This window comes from Microbulbifer sp. ABM4_008, from assembly GCF_056311705.1.
Map to the genome: position 1 here is coordinate 4,229,794 of NZ_CM149970.1, position 24,720 is coordinate 4,254,513.

The window sequence follows — 24,720 nt, forward strand, 5'->3', positions numbered from 1 at the left end:
TATTAACCGCTACTCCCAGAGGTTCGAGTTCCTAATCAACCACTTTCGTTGACGGGATTAACCCGGTCACCAGTGACCGGGCCCTCTAGATAACCAGCAACAGTAATCAAACTTTATTGGCTGAATCCCGGCGCAGAGGTTGGCACATGCAATGAACGCCACCGCCCCCCGGAGTAATCATTGAAATATCCGGGTCGATAACTTCCAGGCCATGTGCACGACACTTCTCCGCCAGTCCGGTATTGGCCTTAGGTAGCATCACTCGATCGTTCCCCAGGGCAACGACATTCACTCCAAGTTCCAATACCTGCGGGAAGGGAATATCGATAATCTCTATATTTCGGCTTTTAAACCACTGCACCAGCTCCGGCTCAACAGCATCAACACAAATTGCTGCCAGCTTTTCCGCAAGCATGGCTACCATCACATCAATATGCAGGAAGAACGGATCGAACTGGTAGCCTTTAACTTCCCAGCCCTCTTTTTCCACCCAACTTTTCATCTGCTCAAACCCCTGCGGGCTGGTGCGTTCGCCAGAGTAGCCACACAGAATAACGCCGGGCTCTAACACCATAAAATCACCGCCCTCCAGAGAGCCTGCGGTAATAATGTCGTAAATAGGGATATCCAGCTCTGCATACTTCTTCACTATGGGCGCCCACTCACCACGGCGCCAAGGGCTGAACATCTGTGTCACGATAGGCCCCCAGGGAGTCATTACTGAGGAGTCGCGACCGTAAATTTGGTAGGGCAATGTGCTGTCCGCTGGGATTAGGTGCGTATTCACTCCTGCGTGGCGGTAAGCATCGAGCATCTCTCCATGCTGTGCCATCGCCACCTTGTGATCAAACTTCATTCCGAGGCGCTCAGCACGTCGCGCACTCGCATTACCAGTGCGCCAACTGAAGTTATCCACAGGCCCAATTAGAACATCCCTCAGTACACCGTATTCTGAATCCATTCCCCATTCACTCAGGAGTGCCGTACCGCCGTTATCCTGACGGTGCTTCAAAGTAAAATTACTCATTCGCCTAAATTCCAACTTGTTATCAACTATGCCAAAACAAAGACAGTGCAACGCCGACAGTTGACAGAAGCACTTGTTTTACTGCTACTTAAGCCTGCTCCGCACTGTTTAGCATTGCGTGAAGCAACACATTACAACCCGCCTCAAGATGATCCGGCTCCGCCGATTCCGCTTCATTGTGCGACAGCCCTCCTTCACAGGGCACAAAGATCATAGAGACAGGGGCGACTCGGGAAACATATACGGAATCGTGCCCAGCACCTGAAACCATCTTGCGATTGCTATATCCCAAGGTCTGCACAGCACTGCTAACCGAATCAATGCAATGCTTATCAAAGGCGACTGGAGGTGAGTACCACTCTTCCCTAATATCGACTCTGGTACCTGTCTCTTCCTGTACTTTTTCAGCCGCCTTATACAAGGCTTTATGCAGATGGTTTAACCCTTCAGGTAACGGGTGACGGAGGTCTAGTGCCAGTACAACCTCTTCAGGAACTGTATTTCGGCTGCCCGGCGCCGCCCTTAAATCCCCACAGGTCATACGCGCATCTTCTGAATACTCCCGGACTTCGCGATACATGCGCTCGCACAGAATGGACATTGCCTGGACCGGATCACGGCGGTCCTCCATCGGAGTTGGACCCGCATGGCAAGGCGTTCCGTAAAAAGTTACGTCATACCAGCGAATACCCTGTACACCGGTGACAACACCAATTACCTGATCCTGTTTTTCGAGGATCGGACCCTGCTCGATATGCGCTTCAAATGAAGCCTTAATAGCCCTCGGCTGAGCGGACTCAGTACCGAGATAACCGATCCGCTCCAACTCTTCACCGATGGTGATGCCCGATTTATCCGCGCGGCTGTGCCCATACTCCAAGCTAAATTCGCCAGCCCAAACCCCGGAGCCCACCATTGCAGGAGAGAAGCGCGCACCCTCTTCATTAGTCCATACAACCACCTCTAATGGGGCCTTGGTCCTGATACCTTGATCCTCTAGAGTGCGCAGAACTTCCAGGCCGGCAAGTACGCCATATACACCGTCAAATTTGCCACCCGTGGGCTGGGTATCCAAATGAGAACCAGTCACTACCGCAGGCAAGCTGTTGTCTGCTCCCGGTCGGCGGGCAAAAATATTGCCCATCTGGTCCACTCTGACCTCACAGCCTATATCTCGGCACCAGCGCACGAAAAGGTCGCGCCCTTCACGGTCTTCATCTGTCAGGGCTTGTCGATTACATCCACCCGCTGGGGTCGCGCCTATCTCAGCAATTTCCATCAGGCTATCCCAAAGGCGAGAGCCATTGACACGTAGGTTTTGCGCTGGGTTTTCCATTCAAAGAGCTCCGGGCTTTATAATGGGTCCAATATAAATCACTTTGCCGTAATTTTTGTTTTGATCCACACCGGCTAAAGAGAGCATTATTTTGTAACTGGTCAAAACACACTCAGGAAGCAGCTGACTATGACAATAACTTATAGCTCTTACCTAAAAGTAGACGAGCTTTTGCAGTGCCAGAAACCCCTTTCCGATGGTCCCGAGCACGACGAACTACTTTTCATTACTATTCATCAAAGCTACGAGCTCTGGTTCAAGCAAATGTTGCATGAACTGGATTTCCTGGTGCGACTATTCAACGCAGGTGAACGCAATCGCGCATTGCATACACTTAAACGTGTCGACACGATTTATCGTACTTTGATTCAACAGGTCGATATCCTGGAAACCCTAACCCCACTGGAGTTTATGTCTTTCCGCGATCGACTATCCACGGCTAGTGGTTTTCAGTCGTACCAGTTTCGCGAGTTGGAATTTCTTTACGGAGCCAAGGACCCTAAAAAACTGGAAAACTATCCCCCTGGCTCAGAGCACTACCAGCGCTTGATGAAGCGCCTTGAGGCGCCGACCCTTTGGGATGCTTTCCTAAACTTTTTGGTTCACGAGGGGCATAAGGTACCCGCTAATGAGCTTGAAAGGGATTTTAGCCAAGTTGCAGAGCCTTCTTCAGCCGTCCAGAAAATACTGATCGATATCTATCGCAATGATCCACTGGTAAGTGAAATCTGTGAGGCTTTGGTGGATATCGATACTTCGTTACAACAGTGGCGTTACCGACATGTAAAAATGGTCGAGCGAACAATTGGCAGGAAAATGGGGACTGGTGGATCGAGCGGGGTAGGTTATTTACAGGGAACCCTATTTAGACCGGTTTTCCCCGACCTCTGGGCAATTCGTTCAGAATTCTGATATCGGATTTCATTTGAGGGGTACTTAAGTACCCCCCAATTTGTGACCAATTCAAAACCATAATTCACAAATGAAAAAAGCCAGCAATATGCTGGCTTTTTAAGCGCGGGTAACTCACCGGGAACTTAGTCCTCGTAAGGTACCAGGGAGACCTGAATACCCAGGCTCACTTCCTTCGCGGCATCCGCAATCTGTACGTAAGTATCCGCACTAGACTTGTTGTGTGCACGCACAATCACCATTGCCTGCGGGTTCTCCGCATACATCTGGGCGATACGGGCCCGTACAGCACGGCTGTCAATACGGCTGCCATCCGCCATAGTGATTTCATCATTTGCGCTAACCATCAACAGAATATTCTGCTTGGTAGGATCTGGCTCAGCATTGCTGGTCTCATTCGGATCAGGCACATTCACATCCAGCGCCTTCTCTTTAACAAATGAAGCAGTCACGATAAAGAAGATCAACATGATAAACACAACGTCCAACATGGGCGTCAGGTCGATATCTGCCTTTTCTTCTTCTACGGCCTTTCCGCGTCGTCTACTCATAAAACACCGTGCAATTTTCAAATATCAGGGGTGCCGGATTGACCGGTCTAATCTGGTGGGCAAGATTGCCGCGATTTCGCAAGCATTGCAAGTGCGAGCGATAACAGAGATAAATAAACTTTAAAAATCAATAAGTTACAGAATCGAGCCGACAGAAAAGATCAAATTTTAAGCAAAAATTCCGACTAACGTCCTGCTAGATAGCTGTGATAGTCAGGCACCTCATGCTCGAAGGATTGGTCCATCAATGGTGACTGTACCACCATATCTGCACTGCTCTGGTTGCAAGCCACAGGGATATTCCACGCTGCAGCGATACGCAGTAGTGCCTTGACGTCCGGGTCATGGGGCATGGGCTCAAAGGGGTCCCAGAAGAATATCAGTAAGTCCACCTGCCCCTCGCTAATCCTCGCTCCGAGCTGCTGATCACCTCCCAGAGGGCCACTTAAGAGCTTTTCGACACTTAAACCCGTCGCATCTTCAATTTTTCCACCAGTAGTCCCCGTAGCCAATAACTGGTGTTGTTTGAGCAGATTATGATGTCTGAGACACCACTGAATCATGGCATCTTTACGGTTGTCATGGGCTACCAGAGCCACTCGCTTTGTCGCCGGCAGTGCTTTAGCAATAAATTCCATTTGAACCTCAATATCAAGAGTCTCTTCTATAGTATCTCAAATAAGTACCTACAGATTTGATTTTCCCGTAGGTTTAGTCCCTGTTATCGCAACCCAACTCCTTTATAAAGACTTCCAAAATTACTACAAGACGATTCATTAGATTCGAAGAAGTATTGTGGATTAATTCAAAGACCTCTTTATTCATTGTTATCTGGAGTAAGATCCCCCTGAACGCAGCCCCCCTCGCTATAATGCAACAGCAAGAAACCGGACCTTTATAAGGAGTAAGTATGAGCGTAGGAGCCTGGGAGCCACAGGTAAGTGGCCCACAAAATGAAACCAGTGAAGAATTCAACCGGGAGCAGTTGCTCAGACTTATCGAAATTGCAGAGTCAGATAAACCTTTTACAGAATCAGTAGGAGCGTTTGAAAAAGTACCCTCCACACTTATTCGCCTTCCCTTCCAACACTGGATCGAAGAGAGCGAACATTGGAATAGTGCCCAGCTATGGCAACTGATTCGCTTCTTTACCTTGGCAGAAATGAATCTGCCAGGCTGGGACGCCGGCGCTGAGTCTGCAGTAATACCCCTCGCCAAAGTACTCAAGCAACGCTCGACGCCATTAACAAAAGAACAACTGTTATGGATTCGCCAGAATTCCAACAATCGTTATTTGCCCTACGGGCCACTATAAAGCTTCGCGATTGACTCCATATCACCCCAGTGACAGAGATATTCTGTTACTGGGTCAGACCTCTACCATTGCAAAACTCATAAGGTTGCCTTCGGTAATAGCAGCCACTCCGAAACCGAAGCATTGCCCATAAAAATATCATTAAGATTGTTGATTAACGCACAGATGATCAGGACTGCATCCAAATTGCTTCTGGTATTACTTGCCTCTGAACAAGTGCCCTCTGCTCCTTTTATGACGAGCAGGGATGTCACGTGATAGCAAAACAAATGGCTAGAGACCAAGCGCTCGCTTTCTCGCTAATTTAAAAGACCTCGATTGAAGAGCACAAACTGATACAGCCCCGCCCCATTATTTACATGGTTATAACTAGATTTGTCACTGGTTTGCTTTCCACCATGTAAAAGTAAACCTCGTAGCAGTAATGTCAAACCCCGACAGCCAAGAACCCAAATACCACAACCGGTTGGTACTTATATACAGGGCACTAGATTCCGTACATGAGTGTAAGTTCGCTCCCAGTTTTTAATTCCTTACTAAATACCAGGGTACGGCAATAGGACTCAAGCTGTCTCTGACATCTTGACACTTGCCAACTTTCCGCAATTTGAATATCACACTTCAATACGCAAGGTTACACAACCAGCTATGGAAGTTGCCCGCTAATTGACGCAGGCAAAAGCTCGCAGTTAAGTTTTGTTAATCCGGCTCTCTGTTAATTGATGAACAGAAACTACCTGCCACTATCAAAATCCAACTATAAAAGCCAAAACAACTAAACCAACAAGTTCATAAAGCTTACAAAATTACTCAACTATTTAACGCCACTGATACTGACTTGATACAAGGAATATTGAAGTTAAAGAATCACCAGTAATGAGTGCTTTCAAGTTCCCAAAAAGATCAAAAACACAGTTCAAACGGCCCCCAATTGAAAAATATGTAAAAAAAAGCCATTTTTTTTACATTAAATAGAAAAAAACCATCTAAAGGACTTGCAATTAGGTATACAAATAAGCTGCAATTAGCGCCGCTAGCTTGGGGGGACTCACTATCAATTGTTTTCTGCCGAAAACATGCATCTTGGACGGTGCCTAATTCCGTTAAAGATGGCTGAGAATAATTGATAGGAATGCCCCCACTTACTAAAACAATTCATTTTGCAGGGATATTTAAATGGCTACTAAAAAAGCTGCTCAAGTCGCTACCAGCGACGTCGCAAAAATGGAAGCGGAGCTACGCTCCCTTACCGCTAAACTGGAAACTGCCCGCCTTAAGCAGGAAAAAGACCTGACTGTCAAAGCCGAGAAATTGGCAAACAGTGCCAAGAAGGCTGCCGCTAAAGCAAAAACTACTCAAGATAAAGTAGCGACTGTTAGAGCTAAGAAAAAGACTGCTGCTCAACAGCAACAGCTGAAAAAAGCACGTGAAGCCGCCGCTGCAGCTAAAACTGCTGCAACTGAAGCCAAAACTGCCGCAACTGAAGCCAAAGATGCACTGGCTGAAATCAAAGCCGCCAACAAGCTGGCTTCTCAGGTAGCTAAGATCGTCGCTAAAGAAGAAGCTGCTGTAGCTAAGAAACTGGCTGCTGCTGAAAAGAAAAAAGCCGCTGCCGAAGCGAAGAAAACTGCTGCTGCCGCTAAAAAAGCCGCTGCTGCTGACAAGAAGAAAGCCACCGCAGCTAAGAAAAAGCCGGGCCGCCCAGCTAAAACTGAAGAAGCCAAGAAGAAGCCTGGTCGTCCCGCTAAGACCGAAGAAGCTAAGAAAAAGCCTGGCCGGCCCAAAAAAGACGCTACTGAAGCCAAAAAGAAGCCCGGTCGCCCAGCAAAAACTGAAGCCGCTAAGAAAAAGCCCGGCCGCCCCAAAAAAGCAGAGACCGCAGCCGCCCCAGCAACTGATGCTGCTCCTGTAAAACGCGGTCGTGGCCGCCCACCTAAGGCAGAATCCGCACAAAAGAAGCCCGGTCGCCCAGCAAAAGCGGAAGCCGCTAAGAAAAAGCCAGGGCGCCCCAAAAAAGCAGAAGCCACAGCCGCAGCAGCAACTGAAGCTGCTCCTGTAAAGCGCGGTCGCGGTCGTCCGCCCAAGGCTAAGTAAGCCAGCGCTTAAGCAAAACTGATTTATTCAGTTAGTTTAAACCCTGGCCTCGCCAGGGTTTAAACCGACCTTACTGCATCCGCAAGCCCTTCACCTGATGATCCTCCCCCAACTCAATAACACAATCTGCCCAGCCCGGCATATCCTCTAGTAAGCTCCGCGTCACTCTTTCGTAGTGTTGTACAAACTGAACAATTTGTTGATCTGTCATCCCCATTCTGGAGCGAACCCTGAGTTTATGTTCCTGTAACTTACGCCACTCAACGATACATTCCATACTCGGCGCTTTGAGCATCACCCATACATCGATAAGCGAAAAAAGATCTCGATAAGAACCTTCCAACTGTTGATTAACATAATTTCGCCATTCGCCAGTACTATCTTCCCTGCACTCCAGTTCATTGAGCGGTCCTTCATGCCCTTCTGAAGGCTTGGCCCCTAGGCACCATCCTTCGAAGATAACAATATCAACTTGCCCCTTGAATATGGGCCACAAGCACTCAGGGATCCGATCATCACGTCCTTTATCAAACCTAGGTAATGCGATAGCGGAATCAGTATTGGCTGCACACAGGGCCTTGAGCGTGCTAATTCCCAAGCCGATATCATGGGTTCCCGGCACACCACGAGTTTCGAGTAAAGGGTGTACCTGTGTAGCCAGCTTGCGGCGCTGTTCCAGCGTTAAATAGATATCATCCAGAGACAAAACACAGCAGCGATAGCCCATCGCCTGGTAAATACATTGCCACACATCTGCCAGGGTCGACTTGCCGGTACCCTGCCCCCCGCTAACCCCAATTATTAATGGATTACTGCGCTTATGGCGAGTCAGTACCCAAACTCCGAGGGGAAGAAAAAGTTGTTCGAGTACCAGGAGAAAATCGCATGGTAATTGATGCTCACGCAACAGCTCCTTAAAAGGCCCCGATAAACTCTCCTTAAGCTGTCCACTACGCTCTAAAACTTCATTCGGCCATTTAGCCTTATTCATAAATTCCCCGCTATAAAAACGGGGGCCTAAGCCCCCGAATTTTGTGATCACTAATTATGATTACAGTACTTATATAGCCGTCACTAACTTGCTACCGACTCAATAACCCCCTCTGGATTACCCCTCTTCTTGGAGCGGCCCGGTAGTACTAACATAATGGGTGTGACCAATAACGTCAGCAAAGTGGAAAAGGTAAGCCCGTAAACAATTGCACTGGCTAGCTTCACCCAAAAAGAGGCTATCACTCCGTCGACAACAATATTGCGTCCGACCATATCCACACTGACGCCTAGCGCCAGGGGCAATAACCCGAGGATAGTTGTTGCCGTTGTCAAAAAGACCGGTCTCAGCCTCTGTGTCGATGCCTTTACTGCTGCTTCCGTTGGTGTGAGGCTCGGCTCATTCTTACGCACGAAGTTATAAGTATCTATCAGTACAATATTATTGTTCACCACGATTCCAGCCAGCGCCACAATACCCACTCCAGTCATAATCACACTGAAGGTGCTTTGTGTTATTAGCAGACCAAACATCACTCCCAAAGTGGACATAATCACAGATGAAAGTACCAATAAAGACTGATAGAAGCTGTTGAACTGTGTTACTAACAGGATAAACATTAAAAACAGAGCCAGGAGGAAGGCTATGCCTAGGAATTGAAAAGACTCATTCTGTTCCTCATCCGCCCCACGGAATAGCAGCTCAACCCGGTTATCCACCGGATTGCTCTGCAACCACTTCCTTATTTCCTTCACTTTGTCATCCGGCAGAATCCCTTCTTGCGCATCAGCCTTAATTTGCATGCGAGTAATTCCGTCGATTCGCTCAATCTTATCAACCTTGGGCATGGCTTCCGTGTGTACGAAACTGCTAATCGGAACAGTACCCTGCACGGTATTAACTTTTAGCTGATCGAGCGCAGCTATGCCTCTGGCACTTCTGGGGTACCTGATACGTATATCTACTTCTTCATCCGTATCATCGGGTCGATATTCTGCAACCCGGACGCCATTGGTAACCAACTGCACCGCCCTGCCAACTTCAGTGAGATCGGCACCATATAGAGCAGCCTTGGCTCGATCGACTTTCACTTCCCACTCGATGCCAGGTAGTGGCGCGGTGTTTACAATATCTCGCAACCCGCCAATTTCCTCCATTGCGCGGTGTAGTCGCCAGGTTTCCAGCAGTAGCTGCTCATAGTTCTGACTGCGCAACTCCAGAACAATATCCTTGCCTACCGGCGGTCCTCCCTCCATTACATTTGCGGTTACTTTAATTCCGGCAAAATCTGAGGTGCGGGAACGGATATCGGCAAAAATGTCGCGGCTCCGCCGCTCGCGTTCCTCTGCGGGATAAAGCTCCACTAACATATTGGCGATTTGATCTGGGGAACGATCAGAACTTCCAGAAATCCCTCCAGAACCAATAGTAGTGTGAGCTATTCGGACCTCAGGCACACTAAGCACGGCTCTTTCCACTTGCACCACCAGGTTTTTTTTCTCTTCCATGGACAAATTGCCCTGGGCCCTGATTTCTACATTGCCGTATTGCTCTTCTGTATCCGTGAAAAATTCAACACCCGCACCAAAATTGACAAAGCCAATAAAGATGGCAACCAGAATGGCAATAGTGGTTAAGAACCCACCCAGTGGGCGCTGCAGAACCTTCTCAAGAATACGCGCATACCAACCGGTAATTCCAGGCAGGGCTCGAGGTAAGCCATCCTCTAACTGGCTCAGGTAGTTACGAGTAGAGGCATCCATTGCGCTTTTGCCAAACAGTGAACCCAGCACAGGAGCAAAAAACAGGGCGTACAAGAGTGACCCCGCCAATACTGCAAATACTGTAACGGGCAGGTAACGCATGAAGTCTCCCACCACTCCAGGCCACAGCATAATCGGCAAAAATGCTGCAAGGGTAGTTGCCGTTGAGGCAACTACCGGCCAGAACATCCGACTGACAGATGCAATATAGGACTCCCTTGCTGACAAGCCTTCAGCCATTTTCCGATCGGCAAACTCGGTAATCACAATGGAGCCATCAATTAACATACCGAGGGCCAGCAACATTCCGAACATCACCATAAAGTTAAACGAATAACCCAGATACCAGGTGATGATGGAACCAAACAGCAAAGAGAAGGGCACTCCCAGTCCCACCAGAATTCCCGAGCGAAAGCCGAGCGCGGCAACGACAATAATCATTACCAATAGCATCGCGGTCAGGATGTTTCCCTGCATCTCACTGACCATATCCCGTGCAAAATCAGATTGGTCAAAAACAAACTCAACCGTAATTCCCTGCGGTAAAACACCAAATTCAGCCTGAACCACTTCCCGGACTCGATCCGCGACATCGACAGAGCTGGCATCGTTGCGCTTTTCAACATTAATAGCGAGCCCCGGACGACCATTGATACTGGTGTAGCTCACTGCATCTTTGAAGGTTCTGCGAATATCTGTAACAGCACCCAAGGTCACAACTCCATCGCGTGACTTCTTGAGCGGAATTTCATAAACATCCTGGGCGGTCTCAATCAACCCAGGGACTTTCACTGAAAAACGGCCCCGATTGGTTTCCAGCTCCCCTGCAGGAATTAGGAGATTGTTCCCCAATACCGCATTGATTAACTCCGCACTGGTGATTTGATAGTGCTCCAGTCGCACCGGATCAATCACTGCCTCTACAACCTCCTCCCTATTACCGTGGAGATCTGCACCGAGCACCTCAGGGATACTCTCTATCTTCCGCTTAAGCAATTCAGCCGAGCGCAGTAAAACCCGTTCATTCACTTGCTCGCCGGATAGGGTAACGACGATGGTAGGGAAAGGTTGAGCGGATACTTCCTCCACGGTGGGCTCGTCGGCATCCCGGGGCAGCTCAGCCCTGGCCCGCTCTACAGCATTGCGAATATCATCGACGGCATCATCTACACCAATGGCAGAGTCAAATTCAATCACGATATATGCAAGGGATTCCCGGGCGACAGCAATCACCTCGACAACCCCTTCTACCGCACGAATTTCCTTCTCCAGAGGGCGGACCAACAGGCGTACACCATCCTCTGGGGAAATTCCCTCGTGAGTGACCTGTACAATTACAAATGGAGGGTTCACCTCAGGGCTTGATTCAATTGTCATCGCTGCGCGAGCAACTATGCCAATTAAAACAATCAGCAGCATCAGGCATATTGTACTGCGATTTCTTTGAATAGCGCTTTCCAACAGCTTCATCGCGAATCCCCCTCGGGAATCACTGAAGTTTCGGATACCGGAGTCACCTCAGCGGAATCTACTGGGGAAGCTTCCTTCGCTTGGTTCTCCCGGGAAAACTCTTCCCCAGTTTTCAGTATTTCCGCACGAACCAAATCTCCCGTAGTAACATATTCTTGTCCCACAGTAATCAGAGTGACTGTGTCGGGCAGTCCAGAAACCCAGACCCCGCCATCACCATCCCCAACCAGTGAAACATTGATAAATTGCACTCGGTTTTTATCATTGAGAGTCCGCACCCCCAATTCACCGCTATCATCCAGCGTGAGCAGAGATGCATTAATATGGTGGGCCGTAATTTCACCGGTCGGGAGGACCAGCTGACCACTCAAGCCTCCGGGAAGTTGATTACCTGGATTATCTACTGCTACCTCCACTCGGTAAGCCCGAGTAATTTCCTGCGCCTGTTGACTGATATAACGGAGGTATCCGTCTACTAACAGCTCTCTTTGTAATTGGGCGCTGGCCGGCCCGCCCTCAACAAGGCTCCCCACTTGATCCTCTGAAACTTCGCCAACAATTAAGATGGGATCCAAGTCAAGAATAGTCGCGCATTCCTCTCCCCGGCGAATAAAATCTCCCAGCTCCACCGCTCGGCTATTCACTACTCCAGCAAATGGTGCACGAATTTGCAGTTTTTCTACCGTCACTTTGGCACGTGTGTACTCCGCCTTGGTTCGGGCAAGCTCAACTTGCTGCTGCGCCATTGCGGTATCCGACTGCAGTCCTTTTTTCTTAAGTTTCTCGGCACCGGCAAAGTCTATTTCTGCTTTGCGTTTTGCCGCTTCAGCTAATGCCAGTTGCTCAATACGATCTTCAGCCTCGATTTCGCAAATGACATCCCCTTGTCTAACTGTCTGCCCTTCCGCAACTGGAAGTGCAGCAATAATGCCATCCAGTTCAGCGCGCAAACGTACATGCCGGTTAGCCTCAGTGCGCCCATTCACTAGTATCTGAGTGGCGTATGGGCTGGACTCAATGATTTGGGCTTGAATTCGCAATTCAGGCTCTGGCTTCTTGGCAGTTACCTCTTTAGATTCTGACTGCTCATCCTCTGCATCGGAGAATAACTGCCCACTCAGCAGCCATAAAATAGCGATCACCGAAACAATAATTGCCATCCGGTAATTGCGCCTTGACCAGATTGATGCCAATACATTCATAACTTACTAAACCTGTTGGGCAATGATGCGCCATCGCAAAAGGGGTCTTAAATCCAATCGAAGGGATCTGCGATAACAACTGAAGCGAAGCGATTTTTACACAATCACAGCGACATATAAAAAGCCCCGCTGTGTCCTACTCGAATTCTGTCAATAAATACGTGGTTAATGTCGGGCAAATGAAATATACGAGTGATCTACAAATTTAGACTGGAATCAGCAGATAGTCCCCCCTTAAGAAAGGTGTACACATGTGCCAATAAAAATAAGTACAAAGAGGAGGGAGAGCAGTCAGGAGCGAGGAAATAATTCTCTCGCCCTTGGTTTGAACGGGAGATCTCTACGACAGCATAGATTCCAGAAATCCAAGCATGTCGGATTCATCATCAACCAGCTCACCAGAACCAAACTCCGCATTCCAGTCGAGCAGAATTTGAGCCAAAGCTTTCGCCTGTTCCGCTAAGGCAATTAACTCTTCCCGGCTATTTTTTGGTCCCGTATAAAGTTTCAGCTTTCTATGGCTATTCGCCAACTGATGCCCTGGATACTTGGACCTATAGACCTCCAGTTTCCAACGCAATGAATGCACCATATTGCGGTAGAAAACCAGTTTTGCTGGCAACTGTAAAAGTGATAAGTCTTCCAGGTCACCAAACAGCGTACAATCAACGCCTAGAACCTGAGTATCCTGGCTATTATTCGCGGCAAATACATCGGCACTGCGAGGCTCCGCCAATAGCATCGACAAATCACCAAATAACTCACCTGGACGTATTACCGCCAAAGGACGTTCATTTCCCGGAGCCTCCTCAGCTGCGGGACTATTCACCTTCACATGTAACTCACCGCGTAACAAGAAGTAGACCCATTGATCCACATCCCCTGCACGAAGCAGCTGTTCACCCGACTGAAGGCTGACCAACCGGGAGCGCTTTAGCAATACATCGTATTGCCACTCACTCGAGGCACGAATATCCCGAAATAGATGGATGACATTGAGAAGACGATCCACAGCATCCCGTGGATACTCGCTTAGAGGTTTAATTTCCATGCACAATTCAAATTTAGTGAAAACTATTCCATTTTCCTGAAAAGAGTGGCCTAAGCCACTCTGCAAAGTGCCATTCTAAACGATATCGACCTAGCACACCTGTTTCTAAGTGTGACAATCGTTTCCTTACCAACCCTTTATCTTGGGCGAATGAGGACAGTCTGACCTTATCAGGCTTGAACTCCGTTCCAGTTACAGTAGAGTTAGGTGTAGTGAGTAGTACATTGTACTCTCACAAGCTTTGGGCGCGCACTTTTTAATCTGACTTGTGTGCATTGGGGTTGGGGCCCCTGAATTCTTACTTAGCGGAACATTTTGCTCCTGCTACTGAGACACCGTAGAACAATGAAATCGATAAAAATTGTCCTCTCTTTTTGGGTGTTTACATTTGCTCTCACTGCGAAAGCTGCACCACTTTTAAACGGTCTTGCACTAGAAAAACAATTTAATAAAGACATTTATATCGCTGCAATATACTCGGAAAATCTAACCCGGGATTCCAGCACACTACTCGATAACAATATTCCTCGGCGCTTGGAGGTTCGTGTTATCACCAAAAGCCTGCCGGCACGGCGACTCCGCAATCAATGGATGGAAGCCATTGCGATTAACAACCGCGGAGATACGCTCAGCAGCCAGGCAGAAAACATGGTGACCTTTGCCAACCTGTTTAAGGGGCGCTTTGCTCACGGTGATCAATTGAGTATCGAGTTCGCTGCCGATACCGGCTCGACAACAATCTCCCTCAACAGTATTCGACTTGGAGAGATTGCTGACCCCGACTTCTTCAATACCTTGCTACGAGCCTGGATTGGTTCTGTCCCTCCCTCTACTGACTTTAAAGATGGGTTGCTTTCTGCCGGCCAAGTGTCAGGTAGCCTGGTAACTACATTCGAGTCCCTGGCCCCAACAAGCGAGAGAGTTGCCGAATTACAACTCAAGCAAATAAGCCAGGAAGAGGCCACTGCCGCCGAAGAGGCGCCAACTGAAGCCACTAAACCTAAACCGGCTATTGAAATTGCTGATCTTCCGCCTCCAACTCTAGCACTAGCCGCAACCGCTCCCGCTCCCGCTCCCGCAGCAGCGGTTGTAACTGAGGCCGATAGCATTCAAGGGGACAGTGAACAGGGACCCCAACCGGAAGGGGCCGTTCCAGTACAAGCTGAGGATGAGATTGAGCTTATTACAGTCCCCCCCGAGGATGGCCCGCTCCTGGCTGCAGATGCCGAAGATATGATGGAAGAGGAGGAAGAGGCTCCCCTGACGGCTGATATGATTCTGGCACGCCAGATCTACCACTCCAGCTTGCTGCGTCACACCTTCCGCTACATTCGCTATCCCAAACGGGCCCAAGAGCGGGGCCAAGAAGGTAGTGTTCGCTTAAATGTGACGATCGGCTCCCAGGGACAGTTGATAGACATCCAGCCGATCCAGGAGTCCCGTTTCTCCAGTCTCAACCGAGAAGCCCAAGCTGCCGTTCGCCGAGCGGAGCCTTACCCTGGTGTACCTATGCAGTTAGGTGCTGATAGCTACAGTTTTTCAATTCCTATCACATTCCGCTTACCAGACTAATAAGACACCTAAACTCCAAGCTCTGCTCAACAGGGCTTGGAGAGTTCAACTCACTTCAACACCCCCTATCCCCCGCTAGGCGCAGCCCCCTTGCCCAGGCTCCCCCCTGCTTTTAGTATGCTCTACGGACATTCAGCCAAAAGAGCAAAGATGAAAAAATTACTATTACCACTCGCTATCGCTGGTACCCTGATCGGAGTCCAGGCTCCCCTCTTCGCAGTCGCTCATGACCACACTAACAGTAAAGCTACCATTGATCAGGTAAAGCTCTCCTCAGGTATTGACCTAAATGCCATGGATACCAGTGTACGGCCTCAAGACGACTTCTTTGCTTATGTAAACGGCACTTGGCTGAAGAATACTGAAATCCCTGCGGACAAGTCCCGCTGGGGTGGTTTCTCTATTCTGAGAGATCAAAGTACCGAGCAAGTCAAAGCTCTGATTATGGAAGCCAGCCAAGGAGCTAAGAGCGCCGATGCCAAGCAAATCGGAGATCTCTACAACAGCTTTATGGATAAAAAGCTGATCGAGAAAAAAGGGCTCTCCGCTATTTCCGGCGAACTCGCCAAAGTTGATGCAATTAAGAGCCGCAAGGATCTTACCGATTTCTTCGCCTATGCGGATACCGTCGGCTACGATGTACCATTTGGTGGCAGCATCTGGCAGGACCTGAAACAAGTAGAAAACTACATGACCTTCCTGTGGCAGGCAGGCCTAGGACTCCCTGATCGCGACTACTACTTCGAAGACACTGAGAAGAGTAAAAAGCTCCGCGAAGCCTATATAACCTACCTCACTGACCTGCAAGACCTCGCGGGACTTAAAGAGGCTGACGAATTTGCCAACAAAATCTTCAAACTCGAGAAAAGTTTGGGAAAACACCATCGCAGCCGCGTTGATAACCGGGACCCGGAAAAGTATTACAACAAGAAAACTGTTGCTGAACTTAAAGAGCTAATGCCCGTTGTAGATTGGGACAGCTACCTGGCCAAAGCCCAATTGAAAAAAGCGGATAATTTTATTGTCGGCCAGCCTGAGTACCTGGAAGCGGCCAATGAGATTATTGCCAATACTGAACTGGCAACCTGGAAGCGCTATCTGAAGGTCAAAGTACTCAATGCAGCGGCGCCCTACATGCATGACGAAATCGCACAATTGCGCTTTGACTTCTATGGCACCACCGTTCACGGTATCGAGCAGATGGAGCCCCGTTGGAAGCGCGGAGTGGAATTCGTTAATGGTTCTGTTGGCGAGCTGGTCGGTAAGCGTTACGTAGAAAAGCACTTCCCACCGGAAGCCAAAGAGCGAATGATTGTACTTGTCGACAACCTGAAAGCCGCTTACCGGGAATCCATTGAATCCCTCGAGTGGATGGGCGAAGACACCAAAAAGCAGGCTCTGTTTAAGCTAAGCAATTTTTCCACAAAAATCGGCTACCCAGACAAGTGGCGTGACTATAGTAACTTGACGGTTAAATCCGATGACCTGATTGGCAACGTTCTGGCAGCCAACTTGTTTGAGTCCTCTTACGATCGCAATAAGCTGGGTAAGCCAATTGATCGTGATGAGTGGGGCATGAGCCCACAGACGGTGAATGCTTACTACAACCCAGCCATGAATGAAATCGTATTCCCTGCAGCGATTCTGCAACCACCATTCTTTAATATGAATGCGGATGATGCAGTCAACTACGGCGGTATCGGCGGTGTAATCGGCCACGAGATTGGACACGGGTTCGATGATAAAGGCAGTAAATTTGATGGGCGCGGCTATCTCAACAACTGGTGGACCGACTCCGATCGTGACAATTTTGAGCAGCTGACCAGCAAGCTCGTGTCCCAGTACAACACCTACGAGCCGCTTGAGGGTGAGCACATCAACGGCGAGCTGACCCTGGGCGAGAATATCGGCGATTTGTCAGGCCTGGGAATTGCCTATAAAGCTTATAAAATGTCTCTAGATGGAGAAGAGGCACCTGTTATTGACGGCTTTACTGGCGATCAGAGGGTCTTTATGGGCTGGGCTCAGGTGTGGCGCAGCAAGATGCGCGATAAAGCCCTCAGTGGACGTTTGAAGGTAGATAGCCACTCTCCCGCTGAGTATCGTGTGAAAGGCGTACTGCCAAATATCGATGCCTTCTACGAAGCATTCGATATTAAGGAAGGCGACGGTATGTACCTGCCTGAAGAGGAACGGGTAACTGTCTGGTAAACCGGTACCCTCACCTGGCCGCCCACGCGGCCAGGTTTCCCCCCGACCAATTCTACCTCTCTCCCAACAACCCCTAATCTATCGTACCAATGTACCCACTATCACAGGGGATACCTCCCGTCGGCAGTATGACTTACCATTAGCCCACTTAAATAAGAAGAGAGTTGCCAATGGCTAACCAGTCTCAGTTTCATCTTCTCACTAGCCGCCGCTTTTTGCCGTTCTTCTGCACCCAGTTCCTGGGCGCCTTCAATGACAATGTTTATAAAAATGCCCTAATTGTCATGATCGCCTTTCGCTTGGTGGAAAGTGAAGCGAACGCACTAATTAACCTGGCTGCTGGTTTGTTTATTCTTCCCTTTTTCTTATTTTCTGCCTCCGCCGGTCAGATCGCAGACAAATACGACAAGGGGAGGTTAATACGCTGGATTAAGCTAGGAGAGATCGCTATCGGTGCACTGGGAGTTTTCGCCCTTTTTAGCGGAAGCAACGCACTCTGTTTAACTGTGCTCTTTCTCCTAGGCATACAGTCCGCCTTTTTTGGCCCGGTGAAGTACGCGATTATCCCTCAACACTTGAAGCGTTCCGAACTGATAGGGGGCAATGCTCTAGTGGAAATGGGGACATTTGTGGCCATTTTAACGGGAACAATTGTCGGTAGCCTACTCGCAGGCCTCACAGGCCATGGGCAACAAGGGGTCCTCTACTTAGGCCTGGTAATTATGGGTGCAGCTACCCTGGGATATCTGGCCAGCCGCTCAATTCCCGCGGCGCCAGCCCCCACACCCAATCTCAAAATAAACCCTAACCCCATTACTCAAACCCATAAAATACTCCGCGCCAGCGCGAATACTCCCTCAATTTTCTACTCCATTATTGGAATATCTTGGTTTTGGTTAATGGGGGCGGCCTATCTGACACAAATTCCCAGTTTTACCAAGAATGTCCTAGGTGGCAGTGAATCAGTGGTTACATTGCTACTGTGCAGTTTTACCATTGGTATTGCCATTGGGTCCTTGATCTGCGAGCGCCTCTCCAGTGGATTTATTGAACTTGGCCTGGTGCCTGTTGGCGCGACTGGACTGACCATAAGTGGTATCGCCCTGGGTATTGTCGGGGGAAACTTTGCAGAACTCCATGAAGCCAGCTTTACTGCATTTCTAAGTACCGATGGTGCATACTCTCTTCTCAGTTGTCTGGTACTGCTGGGGATGTTTGGGGGGCTTTACATCGTTCCTCTGTACACCATGATCCAGGACCGATCCGACCCGGCAATTCGTGCACAAATCATCTCCGTAAACAATATTTTGAACGCCCTTTTCATGGTGGTTTCGGCTCTACTTGGAATTCTGTTCCTCAATATGCTGGACGCGACCATACCGCAGTTCTTTCTTGTAATTGCCCTTATGAATGCGGCGGTCGCCATTTTTGTGTTCGCCAAGGTGCCAGAATTTGCTATGCGCTTTTTGATCTGGGCCCTATCCCACACCATGTACCGGGTAAAGCACCAAGGGCTTGAACAGATACCCACAGAGGGACCAGCCCTAATCGCTTGTAATCATGTGAGTTATGTCGACGCACTATTACTCGCCGGCGCTGTTCGCCGCCCTATCCGCTTTATTATGTACAAACCCATTTATGAAATTCCAATTTTGCACTTCGTCTTCAAAACAGGCAGGGCAATTCCAATTTGCTCCAAGCAGAAAGACCCTGAAGGGTATGAACAGGCTTTTCAAGCCATTGAGGACGGGCTAAAAGATGGAGATCTTCTCTGCATATTCCCCGAAGGTCAGTTAACTAAAGACGGAGAACTACAGCCATTTAAAGCCGGCATAGAAAAAATTCTGGAGAGAACCCCCGTCCCTGTAATTCCTATGGCCCTCCAAGGTCTCTGGGGTAGCTTTTTCAGCCACAAAGACGGTCATGCCTTCACTACATTGCCTAAGCGTTTTTGGTCGCGGGTGAGCGTCGTTGCCGGCAGGCCTGTCGAAGCAGCCGGTGCCAAGGCAGAGGCTCTATACCGCCAGGTGCTGGGCTTGCGCGGAGAGAAGCGTTAGCCTCCCCTTTTTCTTAACCAACAAGGATATGTGCCTACTTCACTGGTAGGCACATAAATTCTTCTCCTGCCCCACGACACCAGCCCCCTCCTTAAATCATTCCGATCACCTATTCTGATAGCGGGAATATAAATACATAGCTGCTAAGGGCGGCACAGGGACGAAGGCTTAACCATGTCTCAAAGCAACCAGTTCAAGCTCCTCGCCAGTCGCCGCTTTACGCCACTGTTTCTCTCACTGTTAGGCAGTGTTTTTAATGACAGCCTGTTTAAAAACTCCCTGCTAGTCATACTGGCATTTCATTTGGCCAAAGCAGAAGCCAATACACTGATTAACCTTGCCAGTAGCCTCTATGTCATACCGTATTTTCTATTTTCACTCGCCGCTGGACAATTGGCTGACAAGTATGAAAAGGGTCGAGTCATAAGAATTATTAAAGCCGCCGAAATACTAATCAGTATCCTCGGGGCCATTGCACTACTCACTGATGACCGAGTTTTAAGTTTTATCGTATTAATACTTTTTGCCACCCACACAGCTTTCTTTAGCCCTGTCCGATATGCCATCTTGCCTCAGCACCTAAAGCAATCAGAATTACTTGGAGGAAATGGTTTAGCCCAGGTTGCATCCTTTTTCGGATTACTGGTTGGAACAATTGTCGGCACCCTCCTAGCCGGTGATGTGGGCCAGGGAAAACCAGGGCTTTTATATCTAAGCTTGGTGATGGTCACTGTCGCCGTACTAGGCTATCTCGCAAGTAGGGCAATCCCCCCCGCTCCATCCTCCGCCCCCAATTTAAAAATAGATTGGAACCCTATCAGCCAAACGCTGAAAATTATGCGGGAAGTAATCAAAACACCCACTGTTTTTTACGCAATTATTGCAAACTCCTGGTTCTGGTTATTTAGCACCGCATACCTAACCCAGGTTCCCAGTTTTGTCAGAAATGTGCTTGGCGCCAGTGAACCAATAATCACGATACTACTCTGCTGCCTAACTGTTGGCGTTGCTACAGGCTCACTAATGTGTGAAAGCTTATCTCGCGGTCGTATTGAACTGGGCTTGGTGGCAGCCGGCGGGCTGGGAATGACGGTGGCGGGACTTTGGTTGGGCATCCTATCGGGAAACTATCAGATGCTCTCCAACGCATCCCTTAGCCAATTCCTACAGAGTGATGGTGGACTGACCATTTTATTTATCACGACTTTCATTGGCGTTGCCGGCGGTATTTTTATCGTACCGCTATACACCATTATTCAGGAAAGGACAGCAGAGCAAATTCGCGCGCAGGTTATCTCTGTAAATAATGTCCTTAATGCCGTATTTGTAGTCATTATATCTTTTTCTATTATTGGGCTACTCGGGCCTGTGGGAATGACAATTCCCCAGGTATTTACCCTGCTGGCCGTACTAAATTTCGCTCTTTTAGTACTCCTGCTTTTTCGAATGCCGGAAATGTTATTTGACACCCTTTCTTGGCTTACCTATATCCTGCCCAGGCGCACGAAATACGAGGGGACTGAGCAAATCCCTAGCGAAGGTTCAGCACTTTTAGTTGCCCGCTACTCTAACCTGCTAACCCCATTTATTGTTAGCGGGGCAACGCAACGCAAGGTTCGCTTTATCCCCAGCGACGCCATTACTAACAGCCCTAGGCTTCACGCACTTTTACGCAAAAGTGACTATTTCCCCAAAAACTACTATGAAATCGAAGCTTCAGAGCTCAAGAGAAAGCACAATGCGATTCATGAGGCAGAGGCAAACAGGGATCTTCTGTGCATCCTGATTGAGGAAAACAGCAGGAAAGAAATTACGGAGCTTGTCACGCTGCTCAAGGAGAGTTTTCAAGGCGCATCATTGCCATTTATCCCTCTATCGATCCAAGGTTCGTTTAGCTATAAACGAAACCTAAAGACAATAGTACGGGTTGGCAGCCCAATACCGCTTGCAGAAATTTCTCCAGAACTGCTATCCGATAACCTGAAGGGTGCCGAATAAAGAGAGGCAGAATAGGGTACCCACAGAGTTGCGGGTACCCAAAAGCCATTTAGGCCGCTTTAGCGGAACTGGAATCTGAGCGGCCGCCTTTCAGTAGCAACCACAGAGCGACAACCAGTATTGCCCCCTGAATACCAACACCTTGCCAAGTCGGGTAGATACCCAACCAGTCAAAGCTGAGATTTACCGGCAGCGGGGAAATCGCAATCCACGCCGCTTCTTGCAGCGCCGCGACAGCCTTGCCCGCAAGAACAAATGACAACGCCAACAGTAAATAGGTCGTCATGGAGAAGAACTTGCCTATAGGCAAGCGAGCAGAGAAGCGCACAAAGGCAACGCCCAACACAACCAGCAATATCGCACCGGCAGCGAGCCCCCCCCATAGGGCGCTGTACTGACTGGAAGCTGTTTGCACCAATAGGGCCTGGTAGAACAGGATGGTTTCAAAAATTTCGCGGTACACAGCGACAAATGCGAGACCGGCAATGCCCCACAGGGCGCCAGCGCTAAGGCTGCGGTTGATGCTGTTCTGGATATATTGCTGCCACTGATCCGCCTGGGTCTTACTGTGCATCCAGAAACCCACGTAGAAGAGCACAACTGCGGCCAAAAGCGCTGCAACCCCTTCCATAACTTCCCGGCTGGCGCCACTGATGGAAACCAAACTCTGTGCGGCAACCCAAGTAACAACACCTGCGACCGCGGCACTGATCCAACCGAAGTGAACAAATTTCAACGCATCGCGACGACCGGATTTTACCAGGATCGTTGTCAGTGCAATCACAACCAGCAGCGCCTCGAGACCTTCGCGCAGAAGTATCACCAAGCTGGCAATAAATAGTGCACCCGCAGAGAGAGTTGTCTCCTGCATTAAAGATTCGGCGCGCCCGAGTTGCTCAAGAATTACCTGTACCTGAGCCCCGACTTGCTCGGGGTTACTATCGGCATTCAGCTGACTGCGCAGCCCGAGCAGCTCCCGCTCAGTGGCTTTACGCAGATCGGCGTCGAGGGAATCCAGAGAACTCTCCGCCATCTCAAAACCGTCCAGGTAGGCACTAATAGCCAGGGTGCGGGCGTGATCGTAGTTACCTTCCTGGTAGGCCACCAGGGACTTTTCCAGTTGCGCACGGGCTATCTCAATCGGCTGGCTACTGAGGCTCTCCTCACCAGTAAAGAAGGGTGTGGGGTCGGCACGCAGGGAAGCAACTGCCGCGCCGGACAGTTCCGGGCGATCACTCTGCAGCACATTGGGGCTGTACATCACGATATCCTGCAAGCTCGGCTCAACGCCTTCGCCCTCCCCCGCTTCACCTTGGAAAGCCAGGCCGCCAACATAAAATGCCAGGGACCAGCGCTGCTGCTCATTCAGGTTTTTGAAGGCGGTCATTGCAGTGCCATCGATACCGTTACTGATAGCATCGTAAAGGCCCAGCAGGGAGCGATTTTCAGCGCGCTCCAACTTGTAGAAGTTTGTCGGCGCCGGCTCCAACTGTGCCGCTAAGGGGCCATCCCCTTTACCCTCGATACCATGGCAGGTAACACACTGCGCCTGGTAGATAGCGCGACTCTCATCCACATTCAGCAATGCAGTGGGCAAAGATAGCGCGGGGGCGATAGATAGTAGCCCCTGACGCAACTTGGCGGTATGCGCTTGCACTTCCTGCACACTGGCCTTGCGGAGAATCGCCGCTTGCAACGCATCCGCCTCGGTGCGGATCATCGCCGCTTCAGGCGACTCTTGCAGTTGTGCGCCGCGATCGATCAGTACCGAGGCGAACTCCTGCATCTCTGCAAACTCATCGTCACTAATGATCTCCCCGTCTGCCACCGCTTCCGGGTAATCTACACCGATGTACTCTGCCATCTGCATCAGCTGGCGCAATTCCTGCTCTGAAAGACCGGAGGCCTGGGCTTGGACGGGTAGAACCGTAATGGCCAGTAGCGCCACTAGCAGGCGGGCCAAGTGTAAGGTGAGGCGCATGGAGAATCCTTTACTGTTATTGCAAAAGGGTTTTATCAATCTGGCGCATAATATAATTGGTAATCATTCTCACAATAAAGCCTGCAAAAGGGCTACTCCCAAATAAAGCAGTTGCAAAAAAGGTTGTGCACAACTAAATTTAGCAAAATACAAACCTTCGAGGCTCTCCCAATGACCGATCTCTACTCAATTCCTGTGCAAACCGCTGATGGGCAAAAGACCACTCTGGCCGATTACAAAGACAAGGTGGTGCTAGTTGTTAACACGGCCAGTAAGTGTGGCTTCACCAAGCAATACGCGGGCCTGGAGGATTTATATAAAAAATACAAAGACCGTGGATTTACCGTCCTGGGCTTTCCCTGCAATCAATTTGGCAAGCAGGAACCCGGTAGCGATGAGGAAATTCAGGAGTTTTGTGAACTGAACTTTGGAGTCAGCTTCCCCGTCTACGCCAAGCTGGACGTCAATGGCGATGAAGCTCACCCGCTGTTTGTGGAGCTCAAGAAACGTGCGCCGGGGCTATTGGGAACCGAGGGCATTAAGTGGAATTTCACTAAGTTCTTGATCGGTAAGAATGGCGAAAATGTTAAACGCTACGCGCCAAAGGATGCACCGGCATCCCTGGAGACAGAAATCGAGCGTATGCTCTGATGATTGTCTGTGATGACGATTCCGGCGAGCTGGCACTGAACCGCCAGCTATGTTTTGCCCTCTACGCCGCATCCCGAGCCATGACCCGCGCCTACCAGCCGATGCTAAAGGAATTGGGGATCACCTATCCGCAATATCTGGTTTTAATGGTTCTGTGGGAGTGGGCCAACACCAAGGCGCCATCGGAAGAAGAGCAGAGCGTCAGTGCACTGGGGCAGAGGCTGATGCTGGATTCCGGCACCTTGACCCCGCTGCTTAAGCGGATGGAGCAAAACGGCCTGGTCAAGCGTCGCCGCAGCAATCAGGATGAACGGATAACCCTGATCACTGTGACAGAGGAAAGCCTTGCCCTTAAACCAAGAGCCAGAGAGTGGGTGACAGCACAGCTGGACAACAGCCGTATCAGCCGCAGCGAGGTAGAGCAACTACACGGAGACTTGTGGCAGTTTCTGCATAAATTGACCGATACCACCCCTTAATAGCAGACCCCATTGAAACCCTCAGTGGGGCAGCCCTTCAAAAACAGGATATAAACACT

At 49.5% G+C, this 24,720-nt stretch carries 18 protein-coding genes; 9 read left to right on the plus strand and 9 right to left on the minus strand.

Annotated elements, in window-relative coordinates; translation table 11 throughout:
- Nucleotides 1-106 precede the first annotated feature (106 nt).
- Together ACYX4J_RS18390 and ACYX4J_RS18395 are read right to left on the minus strand one after the other, a co-directional pair.
- Complete coding sequence (locus tag ACYX4J_RS18390; protein WP_445355079.1) at nucleotides 107-1,027, minus strand: dimethylarginine dimethylaminohydrolase family protein; 921 nt, start codon at nucleotides 1,025-1,027, stop codon at nucleotides 107-109.
- Nucleotides 1,028-1,115: 88 nt separating this feature from the next.
- Nucleotides 1,116-2,363: an allantoate amidohydrolase gene (locus ACYX4J_RS18395; protein WP_476177266.1), complete on the minus strand. Its 1,248-nt coding sequence runs from the start codon at nucleotides 2,361-2,363 to the stop codon at nucleotides 1,116-1,118.
- A gap of 129 nt (nucleotides 2,364-2,492) precedes the next feature.
- On the opposite strand from ACYX4J_RS18395, the gene ACYX4J_RS18400 reads away from it, so the two are divergent.
- Nucleotides 2,493-3,275 (plus strand): tryptophan 2,3-dioxygenase, encoded by a 783-nt coding sequence (locus ACYX4J_RS18400; RefSeq protein ID WP_476177267.1) that lies wholly within the window; start codon nucleotides 2,493-2,495, stop codon nucleotides 3,273-3,275.
- Nucleotides 3,276-3,400: 125 nt separating this feature from the next.
- Here ACYX4J_RS18400 and ACYX4J_RS18405 read toward each other — a convergent pair whose 3' ends face one another.
- Both ACYX4J_RS18405 and ACYX4J_RS18410 read right to left on the minus strand, forming a co-directional pair.
- Nucleotides 3,401-3,826: an ExbD/TolR family protein gene (locus ACYX4J_RS18405; protein ID WP_413664360.1), complete on the minus strand. Its 426-nt coding sequence runs from the start codon at nucleotides 3,824-3,826 to the stop codon at nucleotides 3,401-3,403.
- Between the two features lie 185 nt (nucleotides 3,827-4,011).
- Nucleotides 4,012-4,464 carry a methylglyoxal synthase gene (locus ACYX4J_RS18410; RefSeq protein WP_444940042.1) on the minus strand — a complete coding sequence of 151 codons (453 nt, stop codon included), beginning with the start codon at nucleotides 4,462-4,464 and terminating at the stop codon, nucleotides 4,012-4,014.
- A 272-nt stretch (nucleotides 4,465-4,736) separates the two neighbouring features.
- On the opposite strand from ACYX4J_RS18410, the gene ACYX4J_RS18415 reads away from it, so the two are divergent.
- Nucleotides 4,737-5,141 carry a hypothetical protein gene (locus tag ACYX4J_RS18415; RefSeq protein ID WP_282934304.1) on the plus strand — a complete coding sequence of 135 codons (405 nt, stop codon included), beginning with the start codon at nucleotides 4,737-4,739 and terminating at the stop codon, nucleotides 5,139-5,141.
- A 1,176-nt stretch (nucleotides 5,142-6,317) separates the two neighbouring features.
- On the plus strand, nucleotides 6,318-7,235 hold the full coding sequence (locus ACYX4J_RS18420; RefSeq protein WP_476177268.1) for a hypothetical protein: 918 nt from the start codon (nucleotides 6,318-6,320) through the stop codon (nucleotides 7,233-7,235).
- 70 nt (nucleotides 7,236-7,305) lie between these two features.
- Here the strand turns inward: ACYX4J_RS18420 and ACYX4J_RS18425 are convergent, their stop codons facing one another.
- The 4 genes from ACYX4J_RS18425 to ACYX4J_RS18440 all read right to left on the minus strand — a co-directional run bounded on the left by ACYX4J_RS18425 (nucleotide 7,306) and on the right by ACYX4J_RS18440 (nucleotide 13,712).
- Nucleotides 7,306-8,226 carry a phosphoribulokinase gene (locus ACYX4J_RS18425; protein WP_476177269.1) on the minus strand — a complete coding sequence of 307 codons (921 nt, stop codon included), beginning with the start codon at nucleotides 8,224-8,226 and terminating at the stop codon, nucleotides 7,306-7,308.
- A gap of 83 nt (nucleotides 8,227-8,309) precedes the next feature.
- The gene (locus ACYX4J_RS18430) at nucleotides 8,310-11,459 is read right to left on the minus strand and encodes an efflux RND transporter permease subunit (protein WP_476177270.1); all 3,150 of its coding nucleotides are present in this window, start codon (nucleotides 11,457-11,459) and stop codon (nucleotides 8,310-8,312) included.
- A complete protein-coding gene (locus ACYX4J_RS18435) occupies nucleotides 11,456-12,619 on the minus strand; it encodes an efflux RND transporter periplasmic adaptor subunit (protein WP_476177271.1) in 1,164 nt (387 codons plus the stop codon). Before ACYX4J_RS18435 ends, ACYX4J_RS18430 begins: the two co-directional genes overlap by 4 nt.
- 382 nt (nucleotides 12,620-13,001) lie before the next feature.
- Nucleotides 13,002-13,712 (minus strand): Crp/Fnr family transcriptional regulator, encoded by a 711-nt coding sequence (locus ACYX4J_RS18440; protein WP_413664353.1) that lies wholly within the window; start codon nucleotides 13,710-13,712, stop codon nucleotides 13,002-13,004.
- A 345-nt stretch (nucleotides 13,713-14,057) separates the two neighbouring features.
- On the opposite strand from ACYX4J_RS18440, the gene ACYX4J_RS18445 reads away from it, so the two are divergent.
- The 4 genes from ACYX4J_RS18445 to ACYX4J_RS18460 all read left to right on the plus strand — a co-directional run bounded on the left by ACYX4J_RS18445 (nucleotide 14,058) and on the right by ACYX4J_RS18460 (nucleotide 21,550).
- Entirely contained in the window at nucleotides 14,058-15,284 is a 1,227-nt protein-coding gene (locus ACYX4J_RS18445) for a TonB family protein (protein ID WP_476177272.1), read from the plus strand.
- 150 nt (nucleotides 15,285-15,434) lie between these two features.
- Complete coding sequence (locus ACYX4J_RS18450; protein WP_476177273.1) at nucleotides 15,435-17,495, plus strand: M13 family metallopeptidase; 2,061 nt, start codon at nucleotides 15,435-15,437, stop codon at nucleotides 17,493-17,495.
- A 170-nt stretch (nucleotides 17,496-17,665) separates the two neighbouring features.
- Complete coding sequence (locus ACYX4J_RS18455) at nucleotides 17,666-19,552, plus strand: MFS transporter (RefSeq protein WP_476177274.1); 1,887 nt, start codon at nucleotides 17,666-17,668, stop codon at nucleotides 19,550-19,552.
- A 174-nt stretch (nucleotides 19,553-19,726) separates the two neighbouring features.
- Nucleotides 19,727-21,550, plus strand: a complete 1,824-nt coding sequence (locus tag ACYX4J_RS18460) for an MFS transporter (RefSeq protein WP_444906433.1) — start codon at nucleotides 19,727-19,729, stop codon at nucleotides 21,548-21,550.
- A gap of 49 nt (nucleotides 21,551-21,599) precedes the next feature.
- On the opposite strand, the gene ACYX4J_RS18465 is transcribed toward ACYX4J_RS18460, so the two are convergent.
- A complete protein-coding gene (locus tag ACYX4J_RS18465) occupies nucleotides 21,600-23,531 on the minus strand; it encodes a cytochrome c/FTR1 family iron permease (protein ID WP_476177275.1) in 1,932 nt (643 codons plus the stop codon).
- A gap of 171 nt (nucleotides 23,532-23,702) precedes the next feature.
- Here ACYX4J_RS18465 and ACYX4J_RS18470 point away from each other — a divergent pair, with 171 nt between their 5' ends.
- Complete coding sequence (locus tag ACYX4J_RS18470) at nucleotides 23,703-24,182, plus strand: glutathione peroxidase (RefSeq protein WP_282934317.1); 480 nt, start codon at nucleotides 23,703-23,705, stop codon at nucleotides 24,180-24,182.
- Entirely contained in the window at nucleotides 24,182-24,661 is a 480-nt protein-coding gene (locus ACYX4J_RS18475; RefSeq protein WP_444906435.1) for a MarR family winged helix-turn-helix transcriptional regulator, read from the plus strand. The genes ACYX4J_RS18470 and ACYX4J_RS18475 overlap by 1 nt, the downstream gene beginning before the upstream one ends.
- Nucleotides 24,662-24,720 lie beyond the last annotated feature (59 nt).